15 protein-coding genes are annotated in these 17,588 nt (G+C 52.7%); 1 reads left to right on the top strand and 14 read right to left on the bottom strand.

Annotation, left to right across the window (positions count from 1 at the left end; all coding sequences use genetic code 11):
- Positions 1–56 precede the first annotated feature (56 nt).
- From BMY11_RS06445 to BMY11_RS06400, 10 genes are all read right to left on the bottom strand, one after another.
- Positions 57–614, bottom strand: coding sequence for a hypothetical protein (locus BMY11_RS06445; RefSeq protein ID WP_090573676.1), 558 nt, complete (start codon positions 612–614; stop codon positions 57–59).
- Positions 615–654: 40 nt separating this feature from the next.
- Positions 655–1,647, bottom strand: coding sequence for a flotillin-like protein FloA (gene floA, locus BMY11_RS06440; RefSeq protein WP_090573675.1), 993 nt, complete (start codon positions 1,645–1,647; stop codon positions 655–657).
- 21 nt (positions 1,648–1,668) lie between these two features.
- The gene (locus BMY11_RS06435) at positions 1,669–3,036 is read right to left on the bottom strand and encodes an NfeD family protein (RefSeq protein WP_256217335.1); all 1,368 of its coding nucleotides are present in this window, start codon (positions 3,034–3,036) and stop codon (positions 1,669–1,671) included.
- A 91-nt stretch (positions 3,037–3,127) separates the two neighbouring features.
- The gene (locus BMY11_RS06430) at positions 3,128–4,474 is read right to left on the bottom strand and encodes an MATE family efflux transporter (RefSeq protein WP_090573674.1); all 1,347 of its coding nucleotides are present in this window, start codon (positions 4,472–4,474) and stop codon (positions 3,128–3,130) included.
- Between the two features lie 122 nt (positions 4,475–4,596).
- Positions 4,597–5,040 carry a GatB/YqeY domain-containing protein gene (locus BMY11_RS06425; RefSeq protein WP_090573673.1) on the bottom strand — a complete coding sequence of 148 codons (444 nt, stop codon included), beginning with the start codon at positions 5,038–5,040 and terminating at the stop codon, positions 4,597–4,599.
- Positions 5,041–5,055: 15 nt separating this feature from the next.
- Complete coding sequence (gene rpsU, locus BMY11_RS06420) at positions 5,056–5,229, bottom strand: 30S ribosomal protein S21 (protein WP_090573672.1); 174 nt, start codon at positions 5,227–5,229, stop codon at positions 5,056–5,058.
- Positions 5,230–5,391: 162 nt separating this feature from the next.
- Entirely contained in the window at positions 5,392–5,730 is a 339-nt protein-coding gene (locus BMY11_RS06415) for a histidine triad nucleotide-binding protein (protein WP_090573671.1), read from the bottom strand.
- A gap of 110 nt (positions 5,731–5,840) precedes the next feature.
- Positions 5,841–8,288 carry an EAL domain-containing protein gene (locus tag BMY11_RS06410; RefSeq protein ID WP_256217334.1) on the bottom strand — a complete coding sequence of 816 codons (2,448 nt, stop codon included), beginning with the start codon at positions 8,286–8,288 and terminating at the stop codon, positions 5,841–5,843.
- 177 nt (positions 8,289–8,465) lie between these two features.
- Positions 8,466–9,008, bottom strand: a complete 543-nt coding sequence (locus tag BMY11_RS29210) for a hypothetical protein (RefSeq protein ID WP_256217333.1) — start codon at positions 9,006–9,008, stop codon at positions 8,466–8,468.
- Between the two features lie 119 nt (positions 9,009–9,127).
- A complete protein-coding gene (locus tag BMY11_RS06400; protein ID WP_090573669.1) occupies positions 9,128–9,664 on the bottom strand; it encodes an HAD family hydrolase in 537 nt (178 codons plus the stop codon).
- 243 nt (positions 9,665–9,907) lie between these two features.
- Here BMY11_RS06400 and BMY11_RS06395 point away from each other — a divergent pair, with 243 nt between their 5' ends.
- Positions 9,908–11,227 carry an FAD-dependent oxidoreductase gene (locus BMY11_RS06395; protein WP_090573668.1) on the top strand — a complete coding sequence of 440 codons (1,320 nt, stop codon included), beginning with the start codon at positions 9,908–9,910 and terminating at the stop codon, positions 11,225–11,227.
- A gap of 76 nt (positions 11,228–11,303) precedes the next feature.
- Here BMY11_RS06395 and BMY11_RS06390 read toward each other — a convergent pair whose 3' ends face one another.
- The 4 genes from BMY11_RS06390 to BMY11_RS06375 form a co-directional block, all read right to left on the bottom strand.
- Positions 11,304–11,783, bottom strand: coding sequence for a DUF4830 domain-containing protein (locus BMY11_RS06390; protein ID WP_256217374.1), 480 nt, complete (start codon positions 11,781–11,783; stop codon positions 11,304–11,306).
- Positions 11,784–11,915: 132 nt separating this feature from the next.
- On the bottom strand, positions 11,916–12,527 hold the full coding sequence (locus tag BMY11_RS06385) for a hypothetical protein (RefSeq protein WP_143069222.1): 612 nt from the start codon (positions 12,525–12,527) through the stop codon (positions 11,916–11,918).
- 115 nt (positions 12,528–12,642) lie between these two features.
- On the bottom strand, positions 12,643–16,365 hold the full coding sequence (locus tag BMY11_RS06380) for an AAA family ATPase (RefSeq protein ID WP_090573666.1): 3,723 nt from the start codon (positions 16,363–16,365) through the stop codon (positions 12,643–12,645).
- Complete coding sequence (locus BMY11_RS06375) at positions 16,362–17,588, bottom strand: exonuclease SbcCD subunit D (protein ID WP_090573665.1); 1,227 nt, start codon at positions 17,586–17,588, stop codon at positions 16,362–16,364. The genes BMY11_RS06380 and BMY11_RS06375 overlap by 4 nt, the downstream gene beginning before the upstream one ends.

Raw genomic sequence — 17,588 nt, 5'->3', positions numbered from 1 at the left:
GTACTTTGAGTCCGTTCATAGTAACCAATTTGCTTCTTTAGATTATCTCGTTTCCGCTACATCCGCCGAAGCGTTCGCTTTGAGCGCGGAGGCCCTAGCACCTCCGCCATAACGAAGGCGCGGCGCAATTCCTCGCCTTGCGGCGTGCGAAACGCGGTGCTGCCCTGCGCTCGCTGAGGCACTTCAGCTGGCTGGCGTGCCGCAGCAGTCGGCCTGCCGCCTACGGCAACAGCCGCTGGACGCTCCGCCGCTAGCGCCCGTTGCAGCGTACCAGGCTCCGTTTCAGGCTGCGAAGGGATCATATCGCCTCGCGGCTTCATCTGCGTCGTATATACAGGCGCAGGCATAGCTGCTACTGGCTGCTTCACCGGACGCTGTTGCTCAGACCGCGTAGGCTGCTCTTGTCGGCGCGCAAGCTGCGGTGTGTGCGCATCACGGGTCGGGGCAGGAGGATGCTCCTGCTGCTGCCTCTTAGAAGGCTCACCGCCGAAGGTTGGCATTCGATTGGGCGAATTTTGCTTACCTCTTGCCTTGTTGATCATCGTCAGCAGAAACCCGACGAAGATGACGACAATATAAATGTTCGAGAAGAGGAGTTCAATTAGCGATCTCACTCATGCACCTCCTCCGCACGATTCCAATTGCGAATGTGGGCTATTCATTCTTCTCCGGAGCAGTGCCTGTGCCGCCTCCGATAGAATTACGCATGGAAGTATCTGCTTCAATGTTCTTGAAGTTCATATAATCGAGGACTCCGATCTTGCCAGTTTTAAGCGCCTCAGCCATTGCAAGCGGAACTTGCGATTCGGATTCAACCACTCGCGCTCTCATCTCGACAACGCGCGCTTTCATCTCCTGCTCATGAGCGACCGCCATCGCGCGACGCTCCTCCGCCTTCGCTTGCGCAATCCGCTTATCTGCCTCAGCTTGCTCAGTCTGCAGATGCGCACCGATGTTCTTGCCTATGTCAACGTCGGCAATATCGATCGACAGAATTTCAAACGCCGTACCCGCGTCAAGCCCTTTGCCAAGCACCGTGCGTGAGATCATATCCGGATTTTCAAGTACGTCCTTATGTGAATCCGAGGAACCGACCGTCGTAACGATACCTTCGCCTACACGGGCAATAATCGTCTCTTCACCTGCACCGCCGACGAGGCGGTCAATGTTCGCGCGAACCGTTACGCGTGCCTTAACTTTTACTTCAATCCCGTTCTTCGCTACAGCCGCTACAATCGGCGTCTCAATGACGCGCGGGTTAACACTCATCTGAACGGCCAGCAACACGTCACGACCTGCAAGGTCGATTGCTGCAGCACGCTCAAATTCCAATTCGATGTTCGCACGCTGTGCCGCGATCAGCGAATTGACGACGCGGTCTACGTTACCTCCCGCAAGAAAATGGCTTTCAAGCTGGTTAATTGTCAGCCCAAGCCCCGCTTTTGTCGCTTTAATGAGCGGATTGACGATTCGGCTCGGTACGACGCGGCGCAGCCGCATTGCTACTAACGTAATAATACCGACGCGAACACCAGATGCCAGCGCCGAAATCCAGAGCATAATCGGGAAGAAGCTAAGGAACACCGATACTGCGATTACAGCTAGCACCGCGATAATGACAACCGTTACTGTTGGATCCAATCCCATAACTAAAATCCCTCCACTTGTTTATTGTGCAGCAATTTCCTGTTCGACGACGACGCGAGTGCCTTCGACTTTAATAACGACAACGCTCACGCCACTCGGAATGAACTCGCCTGCTGTAACGACATCGACACGAGCATCGCCGATCCGAACGGTACCGGCAGGCCGCAGCGGCGTAATGGTCGTCCCCTTCATGCCGAGATAGGATGACTTGTTGGCCGTGGATACGTAGCCTCCCTCTGTCGTCAGAGCATCTTTCAGAATAAACTTGTTCCATACGCCCCGATGTGCGAATCGTTTAGCGACTATAAATACGATAACTGCCGCAACGATAAACGCAGCGAGTAGGGACAAGCCAGCAGACTTCGGATTCGGTGCTGCCATCAGCACGCCAGCCACAAGCGAAGCCGCTCCAAGTATGCCAAGTATGCCAAAGCTCGGAACGAATAGCTCAGAAACAAGCAGCAGTATCCCAATGACGAACAGGACGACATCTTCAAGCCCTGCGAATCCGGCGATATAATGACCGAAGAAGTAGAGCGCAAAAGCAATGAGACCGACAATACCCGGAATCCCGAAGCCAGGCACCATGAGTTCAATGGCAATGCCAGCGATGCCGATAATGAGCAGCAGCGTCATGATAACCGGCGTCGTCAGAAATTGTGCAATGCGTTCCATTACGCTCGCATGAAAATTCACGACATTCGGCTGCGTCAGCTTCAAGCCGTCAAGCGCTTCATCTACACTTGCCGCGGTATACTCGGCATAGCCGACTTTCACCGCATCAGCTGCAGACAACGTTAGGACGTCGCCCTTCTCCTTCGTTCTACCGAGGTCTTTCAGCTCCAGCGTCAAATTTGTATTGACCATTGCAGCCGCAATATTCGGATCGCGGTCATGCAGAAGTGCCGCCGACTTCATCTCCTCTGTCCAGAATGATACGGTCTTCGGATTCGTAATTAGCGTGCCATTCCCATCAACCACAGCGGCAGCACCCATTGTACTGCCCGGCTGCATGGCAATCTGCTCCGCATTCAGCGCAATATAGGTGCCTGCCGATACCGCTTTGCCTTGAATGTAAACGGTCGTCGGCACACTGCTCGTTCGAATGAGCTCGCCAATGTTAAGCGCATTGTCAACAAGCCCGCCAAGTGTGTTCAGCACAAGCAGCACACGTGCTGCTTTCGCATCCTCCGCTTCTTTGTATGCCCGTTGCAGAAAATGCTCCAGGCTCGGATCAACTGTATCCTTCGCTTCCACCACGTAAACGGTGGAGCCAAGCGCACCGCCTGCTTCCTCGGCCGCAACAGCCGCCGGCGCGGCAGCAAATAGCGAACAGAGCAGCAACGCAGCAATTGGCAGCAGGATAAGCATACGCAATCTTTGGATCATTCGCATGAATAGCCCCCTTATTGGATAACAAACGACTTTCCCCCGCGTCTGTAATACATCTACGTCCTAGACTGCAAGGCGTTTCGTTTTATCAGTGAGCTGCTTCCTTCAGGCGCACCGCCGTCCAGTCCGTACGGTAAAAACGGACCATGACCGCGATGCCGAATATGGTTAGGAACGTATACAGCGCGAGCCACGCCCCCATGCTGCCCCAATGGAGCACGAAGATAAACACATAAGCGAGCGGCACAAAAATGAACCAGCTGACAACAAACGAAACGCGCAGAAGGAAGGTCGTATCGCCGATGCCGCGCAGGCCGCCTGCGAAGAAGTTCAGCAATCCGTCGAATAGCTGCAAGTAGGCGGATATTTTGATGAGATACGCTGCCAGCTCATACACTTCTTTATCATTCGTGTACAAATGCGTAATTTCCGATGCAAAAATAAGTTCAACCGTGCCAAGCACAATCAAGAAGATCGAGCCGAGAATTGCGGTATCCGTGCCGGCGCGGCGACCAAGCAGCGGCGTCCCTTTGCCCACGTACTGCCCGACGAGAATCGTGGCGGTCGAACCGAAGGCGAAGGCCGGCATGAAGCCGAAGGACATAATGCTGAGCGCCACTTCGTTAGCCGCGAGCGCTTTGTCACTAAGCCGAGCCACGAATGCAGTAAAGATGTACATGGATAAGCTGAGCGAGAACTCTTGAATGCCAAGCTTACCGCTCTCAATGGAGATCAACTTTGTCTCAAGCCAGCTGAGTGAGAACGCAATTCGGCTGCGCGTCTGATACTTCTTGTTCAGCAAGACGAAGAAAATAAATGCACAGATCAGCGTCTGCATCCCTTCGCCGAAAATTACTGCAATACCCGCGCCGGTTAAGCCAATCTCCGGGAAGCCCCATTCACCGAAGGTGAGCGTATACGTGAGCAGAATAATTGGCACATTCGTGATGAGCGATACGACCATCGACATCTTCGTTGCGCCTATGCCGCGCAAGAAGCCATGGAAGGCGAAGTTAATAATGCCGAATGCCATTCCGTAGAACCGTAGCTCCAAATAGAAGCTTCCGGTGTCGACAAGTTCCTTCGAACCTCCGGTCCATCTAAGGATATCGCCTGCGCCTACCCACCCGACAAGCGCGATCACGAAAGCGAACGCAATGCACATATACAAAGCGATGTACGTACGCTGGATGCCTTTGCGCATATCACCTGACCCGTTATTCTGTGCAACAAGGTAATTGACCGTGTGGCCGATGCCCGAGAACAGAGCGAATGCGTTATACATGATGATGTTGGAAACGCCTACAATTGCAATGATAAGAGCGCCTAGCTGACCGACAATAATGAGATTAATCGTACCTGTCATCGTCATGCTAGCGAATGAAACGAGTGACGGGATGGCAAGTACTAAGATTCCTTTCCAATTACGTAACATTGTGCATGCTGCCTCGTTTCTTTAGGTTAGCACTAATTGTGGGCTAATATGCCCAAATGGTCAATACGATATAACGAAAAAACACCCCCCGCAAGCGAGGAGTGTTTGGCTGTCAGCCTATGTTATTGCAGAAATTGCTGCACAAATGTGTTTACTAGTTTACCGTCAGCCCGCCCTTTTGTTTTTGGCAAAAGCGCACTCATGACTTTCCCCATGTCGGCTTTGGAAGAAGCACCGGTCTCCTGGATGGTCTGCTGAACAATCAACTTGATCTCTTCTTCGGTCAGCTGCTGAGGCAGGTATACACTAATAATTTCAATTTCTGCTGCGACGCCTTTCTCAAGATCATCGCGGCCGGCTTTCTTAAATTCTTGGAGGGAATCTTTACGTTGTTTGATCTCACGACTTAAGATATCAAGCACTTCAGCGTCTTCAAGCGGACGTTTCAGTTCGATCTCTTGATTCTTAATGGACGAACGAATCATCCGAATCGTAGTGAGCTTGAACTTCTCTTGGCTCTTCATCGCCTGCTTCATATCATCGTTTAATCGTTCGCTAAGGTTCATTGTGGAAGGATCCTCCTAAAACTTTCTCTTGCGCGCAGCCTCGGACTTCAACTTACGCTTTACGCTAGGCTTCTCATAATGCTTGCGTTTCTTCACCTCGGCCAATACGCCATCCTTTGCGATGGTACGTTTGAAGCGGCGGAGTGCAGCATCGATCGTCTCGTTTTTGCGAACTTTTGTTTCAGACACCAGTTTTCCCTCCCTCCGAATCAGACCGTCCAGTAAAAGTTAACACGGTTCATCAAATTTAATTATATGGATTAAGATAGGCAGTGTCAACTGCATTGGACATGCTATTTTTATACATGCGCCTAGACAGAACTCAAACCCGTCAACGAAGCAGCAAAAAGCTTAACCGAGCCCCTTTAATTTCTCCCCGCCGAGGAGGTGAAAATGCAGGTGGTAAACAATTTGTCCGCCGTCTGAATTACAGTTGTTTACCAGGCGATAACCGGATTCTGCAACGCCCAGCTCCCTAGCTACATGGCGCGCTGCTCGAAGCAATTCTGCCATCAGCGCATCGTCTGCGTCTGTCACATCGTTCATCGTGGCGATATGCTTCTTCGGTATGAGAAGAATATGTACCGGCGCAGCAGGCTGTATGTCGTGGAAAGCAACGACATGCTCATTCTCAAACACTTTTTTGGATGGAATGCTGCCTTCGATTATTTTGCAAAAAATACAATCCATTCTCTTCTCCTCCATTCACCTGTTTAGTGCGAAAAGCGAAAACATCTATTCCCCATCATAGCGAAATTATGCGGACAAGTCCATCTCGGCAAACTACTGCTAATCGGTCACTATGCACGCTCTGATTGCAGTGGTTGCAGTGCTTTGTCACTCAGGAACATCGCTTCAACATCGCTCGCAGACAGCGGCCGACTGTAATAATAGCCTTGAATTTCGCTGCAATCGTTGTCCACCAGAATGTCGAGCTGTTCCTTCGTCTCAATGCCTTCCGCGATGACATCCATGTTCAAATGCTTCGCCATGGAAATAATTGTTGCTACAATCGCTTTGTCATTCACATTCTGGGTAATGTCGCGAATAAACGAACGGTCAATCTTCAGCTTATGAATAGGCAGCAGCTTGAGATAGCTGAGCGAGCTATATCCGGTTCCGAAGTCGTCAAGGCTAATGCGAATGCCAGACTCCGACAATTCATTCAGAATGCTGCTGGATACTTTCGGATCCATCATCATGCTCTCAGTAATCTCGAGCTCCAAATAACGGGATTCGAGTCCCGTTTCCACCAAAATATCTTTGATATACGTCGTCAAATTCGCTTGATGGAATTGCTGGGAAGACAGGTTAACTGAAACCGTAATGAGCGGTCCTCCCGCGTCATGCCACGCTTTCATTTGCCGGCAAGCTTCCCGCAATACCCAGGTGCCCAGTTCGTAAATCATCGCCGTTTCTTCCGCTATCGGAATGAACACACCCGGCGACAGAATGCCCTTCGTCGGATGCTGCCAGCGGACGAGCGCTTCGACGCCGATGATCTGATTGCTCCCGGCATCGGCTTGCGGCTGGTAATCGAGGAATAGCTGGCCCTGCGCAAGCGCCTGCCTTAAATCGCCTTCCAGCTGTATCTTCTCCTGCAATAGCGCATGCAGTTCTTTGGTATAGTACTGGTAGCCGTTCTTTCCGTTTTTCTTCACCTCGTACATGGCGGTATCGGCGTTTTTGAGTAATTGAACCGCATCTGCACCATGCTCGGGATAAACCGCGATGCCGATGCTCGTCGTCACGTAGAAATCATTCTCTTTCAGTCGATAAGGCACCGCGACCGCTTCTATGATCCGCTCCGTAATTTGCGTGATCTCTTCGTCCCCATAGATACCATCACAGAGCAGCGTAAATTCATCACCGCCCATGCGGGAGAGCGTCATGTCGAAATCGCTGATGCAAGCTTGAATCCGCCTGCTCACTTCCTGCAAAAACATGTCTCCATACGTATGCCCAAGTGAATCATTGATTAACTTAAAGCGGTCCATGTCCATGACCATCACGCTAAACCGTCCGGTTCCGCTCTCAATCATCTGAGCAAGTCCCTGATTGAACCAACGCCGGTTAGGCAAGCCTGTCAACTCATCGTGGAACGCCAGATGCTGAATCTGCTCCTTCGCTGCCTTCTCCTCCGTCACGTCCTTGGCGATGACATAGCTGCCGACGATTTGCCCGCTCACACTGACCGGGACATTGACAACGTTGATATCAACACGATGGCCAAGCTGATGGATAATGGCGGACGGATAGTTTTGCATCTCTCCGTATAACGACTTGTTGAGCTTTTCCCGTGTTCGCTCTAATTCGTCCTCTGCGATGAAAGGCAGCAGGCTGCTGAGTGAGTTACCCTGAAACCAGCTTCCAGGAAGACCTGTTAGCTCCGTAATCGCCATATTGTAGTCGATGATATTGAGATCCTTGTCAATGGAGATGATGCCGTCTTGATTGTTCTCGAACAACGACTTGTACCATCGTTCGTTCTGATGAATCTCCGAATCCTTCCGAGAGAAGCGATTGGAGATGTAAATGCCAAATATCGACAGCCCTAGTGTGAACAGCGTTGCGCCTACGATGAGATAAGGTAGAAACGTTTGGTTCAGCACGACGCCTTTCATCATGTCTGATTCCGCCCGCATTTGAAACTGAGCGGCATGCATCCCCGTGTAGTGCATACCTACCACAGCGGCTCCCATAATGAAACTGCTGCCAAGCTTTACCCATATCTTATTCCGGTCCTTGCCCTGGCGCAGAAAGAATGACAGCCACAAAGCCACGTTCGATGCGATAATCGCAATGACAATCGACAGCGAGAAGAATAACGGATCATATGTAATATCGATTTGCATGGCAGCCATACCGGTATAATGCATGACCGAGATCCCCGTCGCGAGCAGCAGCCCTCCCGCAATCAAGCGTGGGATCGTCAGCTTGCTCTGACCGACAATAATGAGCGCAACAAACGCAGCTGCAATGACGACGACCACAGAGAAAATGACCATTTTTAAATTATATGTAACAGAAGTGCTAAGCGAGTATGCAAGCATGCCGACAAAATGCATCGACCATACACCAAGCCCCATTCCGACCGCGCCGAATGCAACCCACCCCCAGCGCTGCATCCCCCTCGAGGTACTGATCCTACCAATTAAATCAAGCACCGTATAAGAAGCGACTGTCGCAACCAAATACGAGAATAAAACCAACATTAGGTCATAAGAACCATGCATGTGTTGATGCACCAATGTCCCTCTTTCATCAATGAGAATAACTGCATACTCATAATAAACGATAATCTGACAATTTTCAGCAAAAATAATGCCTGTTGATACCACGCGGTGAGTTAATTAGAATGCAAAAAGCCGACACAAGGTCGGCTCTGTACATCGGCGGAGGGCATATTGCCGAGAATTAGTAAATTAATAATAGGGCAGTACCGATAATCCGAGCAGCGTCGAGAGCGGAAATACTTGCCGAACGAACCGTCTGCGCGGGAAGAACGGGTATGGATAAATGGGGAAGAACGGCGGTTGCGGGAAAAACGCGCGTTGGTGTTGGTCCACATTGCCGCCGCATGGCACGGCGAGACATACGTATTCATCGTCGATATGTTCAACAATACCGTCGCAGCACCAGCCGTCATGCGTGTGCACAAGGACGTAGCGGTGCATATGCTCGTGGCATTTTTGCTTCATTTCATGATGAGTGTGATGCTTTTCATGCTTTTCGTGCTTCTCCATAACCATCGGTTTATTCTCATGCTTCATGTCGCCTTTCGAAGCATTTGCGCCTTTGGATGCGTTTGACCCTTTTGATGCATTGGATCCTTTCGATGCGTTCGCGCCTTTTGATAGATTCCAGCCTTTCGGCATGTTCCAGCCTTTGGAAACATTCGACTTTTTGGAAGGCATCGGCTGATTAGGTGCCTTCCCGACTGGGGAAGTCGTAACCTTCTTCTCCATGCTGTTCATGACCTCCTTCATTCTGTTACCATGATATTCGCCCGTGGGCAAATGGCGCCTAGTCAGTCGCAAAATGGGCGTTTATCTATCACAGATCAGGAAGTTATGCATGGATAAGCCTAGTTAAGCACTAGCTCGCGATTTAACTGTTCAACCAAGTTAAGCAGCTCCAATGGCTCATTTATGGTATAAGCCGGCTGCTCTGTCTCATCTGCTGGCGTATGCGGATAGCGTGTCGTCCAGCTTTGAAACACACTCGTTATTCCAAGCGCATTAGCACCTTTAACGTCACGGCTTAAATTGTTGCCAACCATAATAATACGGGAGCAATCGGACTCACTAAGGTCCAGCGCTCCAATTGCCGCTTTGAACATGCGAGGACTTGGCTTGCTTGCTTTGATCGTTTCGGAATAAATCATCGTCGTAAAATATTCATACAGGTCATTCTGTTTAAAAACGTTCTTAAAAGACTGCGCATCACCGTCGGCGACCAGAGCAAGCGTATACCCTCTCTCAAAGAGCGTCCTTACCATCACATCCGCTCCCGGTATCACACTTGCGCTAATGACAATCCCCTCTTCATCTCTAACTTCAGTCGATTCGTCAATAATTGTGTCTCCGCTGTCTAGAAAAATGATCAGTTTCTTGTTATCCATCGTTGATCTTCCCCGCTTTCCTTAATCTAGGATAATGAATAGTTGATTTATATCAGTTCAATAGATGGAAGCAAATTCCTGCCTTCCATGAAGGAACAAAAATCGACATGAGAAGAGGCGGATTCAATCCGTTTCGCAAAGTGAATCTATGCCGATTTGATCAGACTATCAGCCATTAATGAGATGGATTGACATTTTGGTCATGCGTATAATTGGGATAGATATGAGGAGGAGAGTACGACAATGAGAGTGGCCATTATCGGTGGCGGACTAGCGGGATTAACCGCAGCTGCTTACCTTTCAGGGCAGCCTGGCATCCGGGGTGTTCTATTCGAGCGGAGTCCGCAGCTTGGCGGACGAGCATTTACGTATGAGAAGGCCGGCTTCACGCTCAACTACGGTGCACATGCCATCTACGGTCTGGACAGGCACACACTAACTGACATGGAACGCGAGCTGGAGCTGCGATTCAGCAGCAAGCAAGTCGACAAACGCAAGGTCATGTATGAGAAAGGCGAGCATCTCACACCGGCACCGATGGACTTCGTAAACCTCGTGAAGACCGATATTCTAACAACGATGCAGAAGGTTCGTTTTGTCGGAGAAATTACAGCAATCATTGCAAACATTCATCAAATCAAACATTACGATACACTTGGCGACTATTTGGACGATTCCGGCGCAGCCGAGGATGTAAAAGAGCTGTGGGAGCATCTCGTATGCAGCAACTTCTTCATTACTCCCGAGGATGCTCGGCGCGTTCCAGGCGCAGTCATCAGCGACTATTATCATAACCTGTTCCTCTCGCATCGTCCGGTCAACTATGTACTGGGCAGCTGGGCCGTCATTACGAATCAGCTGAGAGAAACTATCGAGAAGACTGATCGGTGGTCCATCGCCCTGCAAGAAGGCGTTGACGGCATCCGGTACGAGCAAGGCAAATACTTGCTTAAGACGAAGTCACGCGAGGAACAATTCGACCGAGTCGTGTTCGCGATGCCGGTTCAGCAGGTGACAAAGCTGCTTCGTGGGACGCCTTGGGAGCCTTTCCTGGCACCATATGAGTTCAACACGGCAACAGAGGTCATGGTTTACGATATCGGACTTAACCACGTCGTTGCACGGCCGTTCAGCTACATAAGTGATATGAACCATAAGCTGTTCATCTCCGATGTATCCGCGACCGACCATACGCTCGTTCCGGAAGGCGGCCAGCTGCTGCAAGGGATCGCCTACCTTAGCGACGAGAGCAGCGGCGGTGAAACCGACCGCAAAGCCTACCTAGACGAGAAAACGCAGCAGATGGAATCACTGTTCGATCGCCACTATCCAGGTTGGCGCGAAGCAGTAGCAGTGAAGCGCGTGTCAAAAAAAGCGATGGTGCAGAGCGTGAAGAACGTCACCGGCAACCGGCTGTTGCCGAATCGGATTGAGAGTATGCCGTTCTTCTTCTGCGGCGACGGCTGTGAAGGCAAGGGCGAGCTGGCAGAGCGCGCATTCTCAAGCGGGCGCAAAGCGGCCTCGCTGTTAATTGCAGATATGAAGAAATCCGTGCATTCATAAGTGCAGGAAGCCCTTCCCAAGCTACACGGGAAGGGCTTCTTTATTTGATAAAGTCGTCGAATGACGCCCTTTCCGTTTAGTCCTTATATTTGTTCATCCATTCTTTCTGCCACTCTTGAAAAGGTTTATCTTGAAGTTCTTCTAACGTTTTACCTTCTAGGGACCAATAACCACCAACGGATGTTTCTCCATGTGGATATGAAGTTCCTCCGATTGGTTGACGATCGACTTCATAGACGTACACATCAACTTCAGCTTCAGCTTGTCTTAACGGATGATTCTTTACGATAAACTTCTCAACGTTTATCGTCTTTCCGAAATACTTAGAAAGGTCAACGGATTGCAATCCCCAGTACAACATATACGGCAGGTCCGAAACTTTCTGTTTCGTGAGTACGTAGCTTTCAGCTCTTCCTTCATACGAAATAACATCGAATCCCTTGTTCTTAAGAAAGCTTTCGTTAACGGATTGCTCCCCTGGGATCTTGCTGCTCTCTGCGCAACCCATTAATAAAACGAGCACTAGAATAGACATCAAAGCCTTCAAGCTATTCACCCCCATCTTCAATAACGGAACCTTGCCGAGATAGGTTGCTGATTCTTCCTCATAATACCGTTGACACTTCTTCAAATAAAAAAGAGGTTGTTCCCTCCGTCGGTCCTTCGACTACGATGAGGGAACAGCCTCTTATTTGCTCAAGTTCAAAACAGGTGAATCATGCATCGTTTGCTGTAGCTTCCCAGCCATTGCGACCCACTCTTTATCAACGAGAATGGTCAATGCATTCGTCTCGGACCACGTATCATGGTCGAACGGCTGCATCGTCTCAGCGCAGGCTTGATACGTCTTGATTAGAAACTGCAAGAACTCTGTTTCATTCGCCTTTAAAGGACCTTCATGATTACCAATGTTCGTAAGTCTCGTTTGCGCTTGCTTCATGAAAGCTGCGGCGTCCCGCTTGTCTGCTTGAAACGGTTGACCCTTCGAAGCCTCCGCTTCCTTGATAAACTGAATCACTTGCGGAGCAGTTTGAAAAACGGCAAGCAGCTTACTCTTGTCCGCAAGACGCGATGAAACGTCTTGCTTGTCCAGCATGTGCTGCGCCGTATCGACAACCAGCTTGAAGTGTTCCTTTGCTTCATTGCCAGACTGAATAATTATATTTCCACGCGCCACTCGCGTGTCATGATCGTTCTGAATCTTCTTCGTATACAAAACGACGTTGCCCATTAAGCTCATCGTCAGCAAGAGTAGAATGACGGGCGTAAATATGGGACGTTTCTTTTGTTTCTCTTCCAAGTCAAATACCTCCAGGCTAACCAACATTATTTCGTTAATCTCCCTACTAAGTTAGCCGTTTCAAGCGCGGTTTGCAAGGGTGCCTGGAGGCAAAAACGTAATGTTAACAGAACCGTCACATCGTTTCGAGCGCAACTGTACTGCCTCGTCCAGCAGGCTCCGAAGCCGTTACAATCAGCCGTCTTGGCAATCTCGCGCGCAGCTCCGGCACGTGGCTGATAACACCAACTGCTAGCGTCTCGTTATGGAGCCGCTCTAGCGCTGTAATGACCGTATCGAGCAGCTCCGGATCAAGTGTACCGAAGCCTTCGTCGAGGAAGAAGAACTGCAGCGGGTATTTGCCGCGCAGCTGAATTTGTCCGGAGAGCGCCAGCGCGAGAGCAAGCGAAGCAAGGAACGTCTCGCCGCCAGACAATGTCGATACAGGCCGGCGAATACCGCCTCCCGCATCATCGCGGATTACGAAGCCGCCGCCGGAATCAACTTCCAACGCATAACGGCGCTTCGTTAAGAAGCCAAGCCGCTCGGAGGCGGCTCTGCACACCTGCACAAGCTGCTCCTCAGCCACGTATTCAACAAACGCATTGCCGCGAAAGACGGTTTGAAGCGACTTCAACCGTCCGGTGAGCTGATCCATCTGGGTCCGCTTCGTTTCGAGCGCATTCCACCGCTCTTGCTTCTGCTTCAGCTCTTCTTGATCTCGTTCAGCTTTGGCTGACAACCCAAGCTGCAGCTCGTTCTCTTCGCGGCAGCGAGCAAGCTGCAGGACTGCTGCTTCCCACTCTTCCTCGGTCTGGCTCCGTCCGCCAAGCTGGTCACGCAACAGCTCAATCTGAGCGGCAATTTGGTTGCTTGCTTCGTGGAACTTTGCTGCCTCCTCTAGCAGCTTGCTCTGCTCCGTAAGGCGTGGCTGCAAGGAAACAACCTCCTCGCCGTTCTCAAACGGCGAACGTGCAAGCTGCGCCTCCCACTCAGCACTCGTTTCCTCGTGGCGGTTAGCGGCAGCACGCTCTGCTTCCTGCTCTCGGCTCTGGGTCAGCAAAGCAGCTTGAAGAGCCGCCTGTGCAGCTTCATGACGTTCAGTTTGCTGCTTGAGCGAGCTTCGCAGCTTCGTTAATTCTTGTTCCGCCGCTGCAATTAATTGTGCTGCTGGAACACCTTCTGTCATCTGATGCAGCTGTCCTTGCTTCTCTTGAAGCTGAAGCTGCTGGCCAGCAAGTTTCTCGGCAAGCGTAGCGGCTTCCAGCTCGGCAGCTTGCGCCTGCTTCGTGCTTTCTTGCATGGTGAGCGTCTTCTCTTCGATGTAGCTTACACTCTTCTCCAATCTCATCCGCAGCTCTTCCGAGCTGTTCTCACGGCTTGCGAGCTGTTCAAGCAGCTCCTCGGCTTGCTCAGGCGCAAGCGTTTCGCCGAATTGCTCCTGCCACTTCGCCAGCCCCTCTGCCAGCTGCTTATCGGCTTGCTCCCGCTGCTCCGAAGCGCGGTTCGACAACGCAAATTGAGTGCGAAGCTCACTTGCAGCTTGCTCGTGTTTACGCGTGGTTTCGGTAAGCCGATTACGGCTGCTCGTAAATCCTCGTTCTGCCGATTGCAGCCAAGCCTCCTGCACAGCGATCTGCTCTGATAGAGCGGTAAGCGCCTGCTGTGTGGCAAGCAGCGCCTCACTCGAGGAGAGAGCTGCGGCTTGTAGTGGTGAATCAACGGGGGCGGGATTAATAGAGACAGGATCTACAGTGTCAGGATCAGCGGAAACAAGATTAACAGATACGGAATCAACGGATTCAGGATCAACAGAGACAGGATCAACGGATTCGGGATCAACAGAGACAGTCAATGCGGTCTCCTCTTCACAGCTATCGAATACATCCCCAAAGAGGTCGACTTGCTCCACCGCTTCCGAGTAGAAATCAGCGGAGGCATTTGAATTAGAAACAACAGAGCTAGGTGAAATCGTATCGGCTAGTGCGGCCGCTGCTTCGCTAATCGGCGCAAACCGTGTCCAGCCTATTTGCGATTCAGCCGCTTCATCCATGTGGATTGCTTCCATGAGACGCTCTCGCGCCGATTCCGCTTTCGTTTGCAGTGGTGTCAGCCGCAGCTGCGCCATTTGAACGTGACGCTGCGCCTGTTCCCATGCCGAAACATGGCTCGCTCCTGCGTCCGCTTCTCCTTGAATCGCTCGATCATGCTTGCCGTGGTGATTGCATGAACCGCATACCGGGCACGGTTCGCCTTCGACAAGTCCTGCCGCCAGCTGGGCAGCTAGCGCCTGCCGTTCCTGTTCACGCTGCTCAGCGCGTGTTCGTTCGATCCACTGCGGCAGCATGCTGCCCATTACAGTCAAATGACTGCTGATCTCAGATAGCTCGGCACATACAGGCACCAGCTGCTCCAGCTGTCCACGTACATCAGCCTCCGCTTGCTCCATCTCCATCCGTACTTTTCCATGAAGTCCCATCGAGCGCTTCAGCTGCTGCGCGGCAGCGTCGCTCTCACGCTGTGCTGCCGCCTTTGAAGCGAGTAAATGCTGGTGCTGCTGCAGCTGTTTGCCGAGCTTCTCGCGCTTCTCACGGTCGGCGGCGGTCAGCTCCGCCGCTTTCAGCTCCTGGCGCAGCTCCGCCTGCTTCGCCGTGGCGCGGCTGAGCTGCTCCTGCGCTTTGGCCGCTTCTGCGCCAAAGCTGTCGTGCCGCTGTGCCGCTGTGCGAGCGCGCTGCTCGCCTTCGGCCGCGCTCTTCGCAAGCGCAGCGGCTTCGCCCTCTAGCCGCTGCGCTTCCGCAAGCTGGCCGAGCCGCAGCGCAAGTCGCGGCTCACCAGCTGCGCCATCGGCGGCGGCCGCCGTCCACGCGGCGGCTGCGGCCGTGGCCGCTTCCTGCCGGGCAGCGTGCGCCAGCCCGGCTGCTTCGCGGCGCTCCGCGGCAGCGCGCAGCGCCGCGGCGGCCGTGCCTGCGGCAGCGAGCGCGGGCGCGAGCCGCTCCGCCGCCGCGAGGCGCGCAAGCTCGCGCTCGAGCGCCGCAATGCGCGGCGCCTCGGCGAGCAGCTCCGCTTGCCGCGCCTCCTTGCTGCGCAGCGCGGTTAATCGCTCGCGCACGTGCAGCTGCTCCGCGTGCAGCCGCTCCGCATCCGCGAGCGCTGCACGCGCTGCTGCAGCCACAGCTGCCGCTTCGCGGTATCGCGCCTCCGCGGCAGCCACCGCTTCGGAAGAGGCATCGCCGAGGCCATGCTGCTCGGCCGCCGCCTCATTCAGCGCGGCTTCAGCCGCTTTCATGCGCTGGCTTAGCTTCAGCGCCAGCCCGTCGCCGAATCGCTCCAGCCGGAACAACCGCTGGAGCATCGAACGGCGATCCTTGCCTGTCAGCGACAGAAACTCCGCGAACTTCCCTTGCGGAAGAACGACAGCGCGTGTGAAGTCCTGCATATTAAGCCCGATATGCAACTCGACACAGCGGGTCACATCCGCAAGCTTGTCCGCAATGACAACGTCGCCCGCATCGGTCAATTCCACGAACCGGCTGATCGTGTTGCTCACCGTCACATCACCGCTTCGTTTGAACTGCCGCTCGACGCGGTACCGTTTCTTCTCACCAGCGCCAGCCAGCTCGAATGTGAATGCAACGGAGAGCGTCTTCTCCGCTTGATTCATAATGCCCTGCGTACCGTTCGCCGCACGTTCGACTTTGCCATAGAGCGCAAGCGTCACCGCATCAAGAATAGTTGACTTCCCGCTGCCGGTCGATCCGAAAATTCCGAACACGCCAGCTTCAGTCAGTTTCTCGAAATCGACCTCCTGCATCTCCCGATAGCTCTGCAAGCCGCTTAATCGCAGCAATATTGGCTTCATGCGCGATCCCCTCCAACCTGCTGCTCAAGCACTTCTTCCGAAGAAACAGTCAGCGTATCTTCCTCTTCCTCTGCAATCAACTCAAGAAACAATTGCACCGTCTCCGCATCCGGCTCGCCTCCACCCGTTTGGCGGGAGAAGAAGCGGCGGAACAGCTCTTCAGCAGGCAGCTGCTCGCGAGTGCGATGATCCGCTTCGAGCGCCTCCGCCTGCTCTGGATAGACCGGACGAATATGAACGAGTCCCTCATGAAGCTTGCGCAGCTGCTGTACGTGCTGCAAGGTCATTGCTTCAGTCATCCATACATCGAGATCAATCCAAGCAAGTGAATCACGCCCTTCTTCAATCCAGCTGTATACCTCGCTAATTCCGCCTTTTGCCGTCCATCTAACAAGCGGTCTGCCAGAGCTTAGCAAAATCTCCTGCGGCACGATAACCTTGCCCGGCTCCGCATCAAACACCGTTACCGACTTCGCTTGACCCGCTTCCGAGAAGCTGTACGCTAGCGGCGATCCACTGTAGCGCATCTTCTCATCTCCAGCTACTCGCTGCGGCCGGTGTAAGTGCCCAAGCGCCACGTATTGAGCGCCAATCTGCAGCGCAGACGGATCAACCGTATACGCTCCGCCGATTTGAATCGGACGCTCGGAATCTGTCTCCAGACCACCAAGCACATAAATATGGCTCATCGCCAAGTTCACCGTATCCGGCCGGAACGCAGAGCCAAGCTGCCTCATCAATCGTCCTACCCGCTCTGAATAAGCGGATCGGAGCACGCCTTCATCTGTCGCTTCGCTTAATAATTCGCGAAGTCGCGATTCCGATGGGTAGGGCAGCGCCGCAATGATGGCCTGCTCACCCGTACGAGCCACGTCAATCACAAGCGGCTCCGCAGTCGGCATACCGACAAGCTGAATGCCACTCCTTGCTGCAAGTGGAGCCGAAGCCGACACCCGTTCCGGATGATCGTGATTGCCGGCTATGACTGCAATCGTTCTTTTGCCACCATCCGCCAAACGGGCTACCGCCTCGTAAAACAGCTGCTCCGCTGCTGCTGGCGGGTTGACAGAATCATAGACGTCCCCTGCAAGCATGACGAGATCAATCCGTTCATCGTGAACGAGCTGAGCCAGCTCCTCGACAAAAGCCTCCTGCTCCTCTATTCGGCTGCGGCCTTCGAGCGAACGCCCAAAGTGCCAATCTGCCGTATGCAGTATCCGCAT

It is taken from the genome of Paenibacillus sp. OV219 (assembly GCF_900110075.1).
Classification (GTDB): domain Bacteria; phylum Bacillota; class Bacilli; order Paenibacillales; family Paenibacillaceae; genus Paenibacillus_Z.
This window is presented reverse-complemented; position numbering and strand designations above follow the sequence as displayed.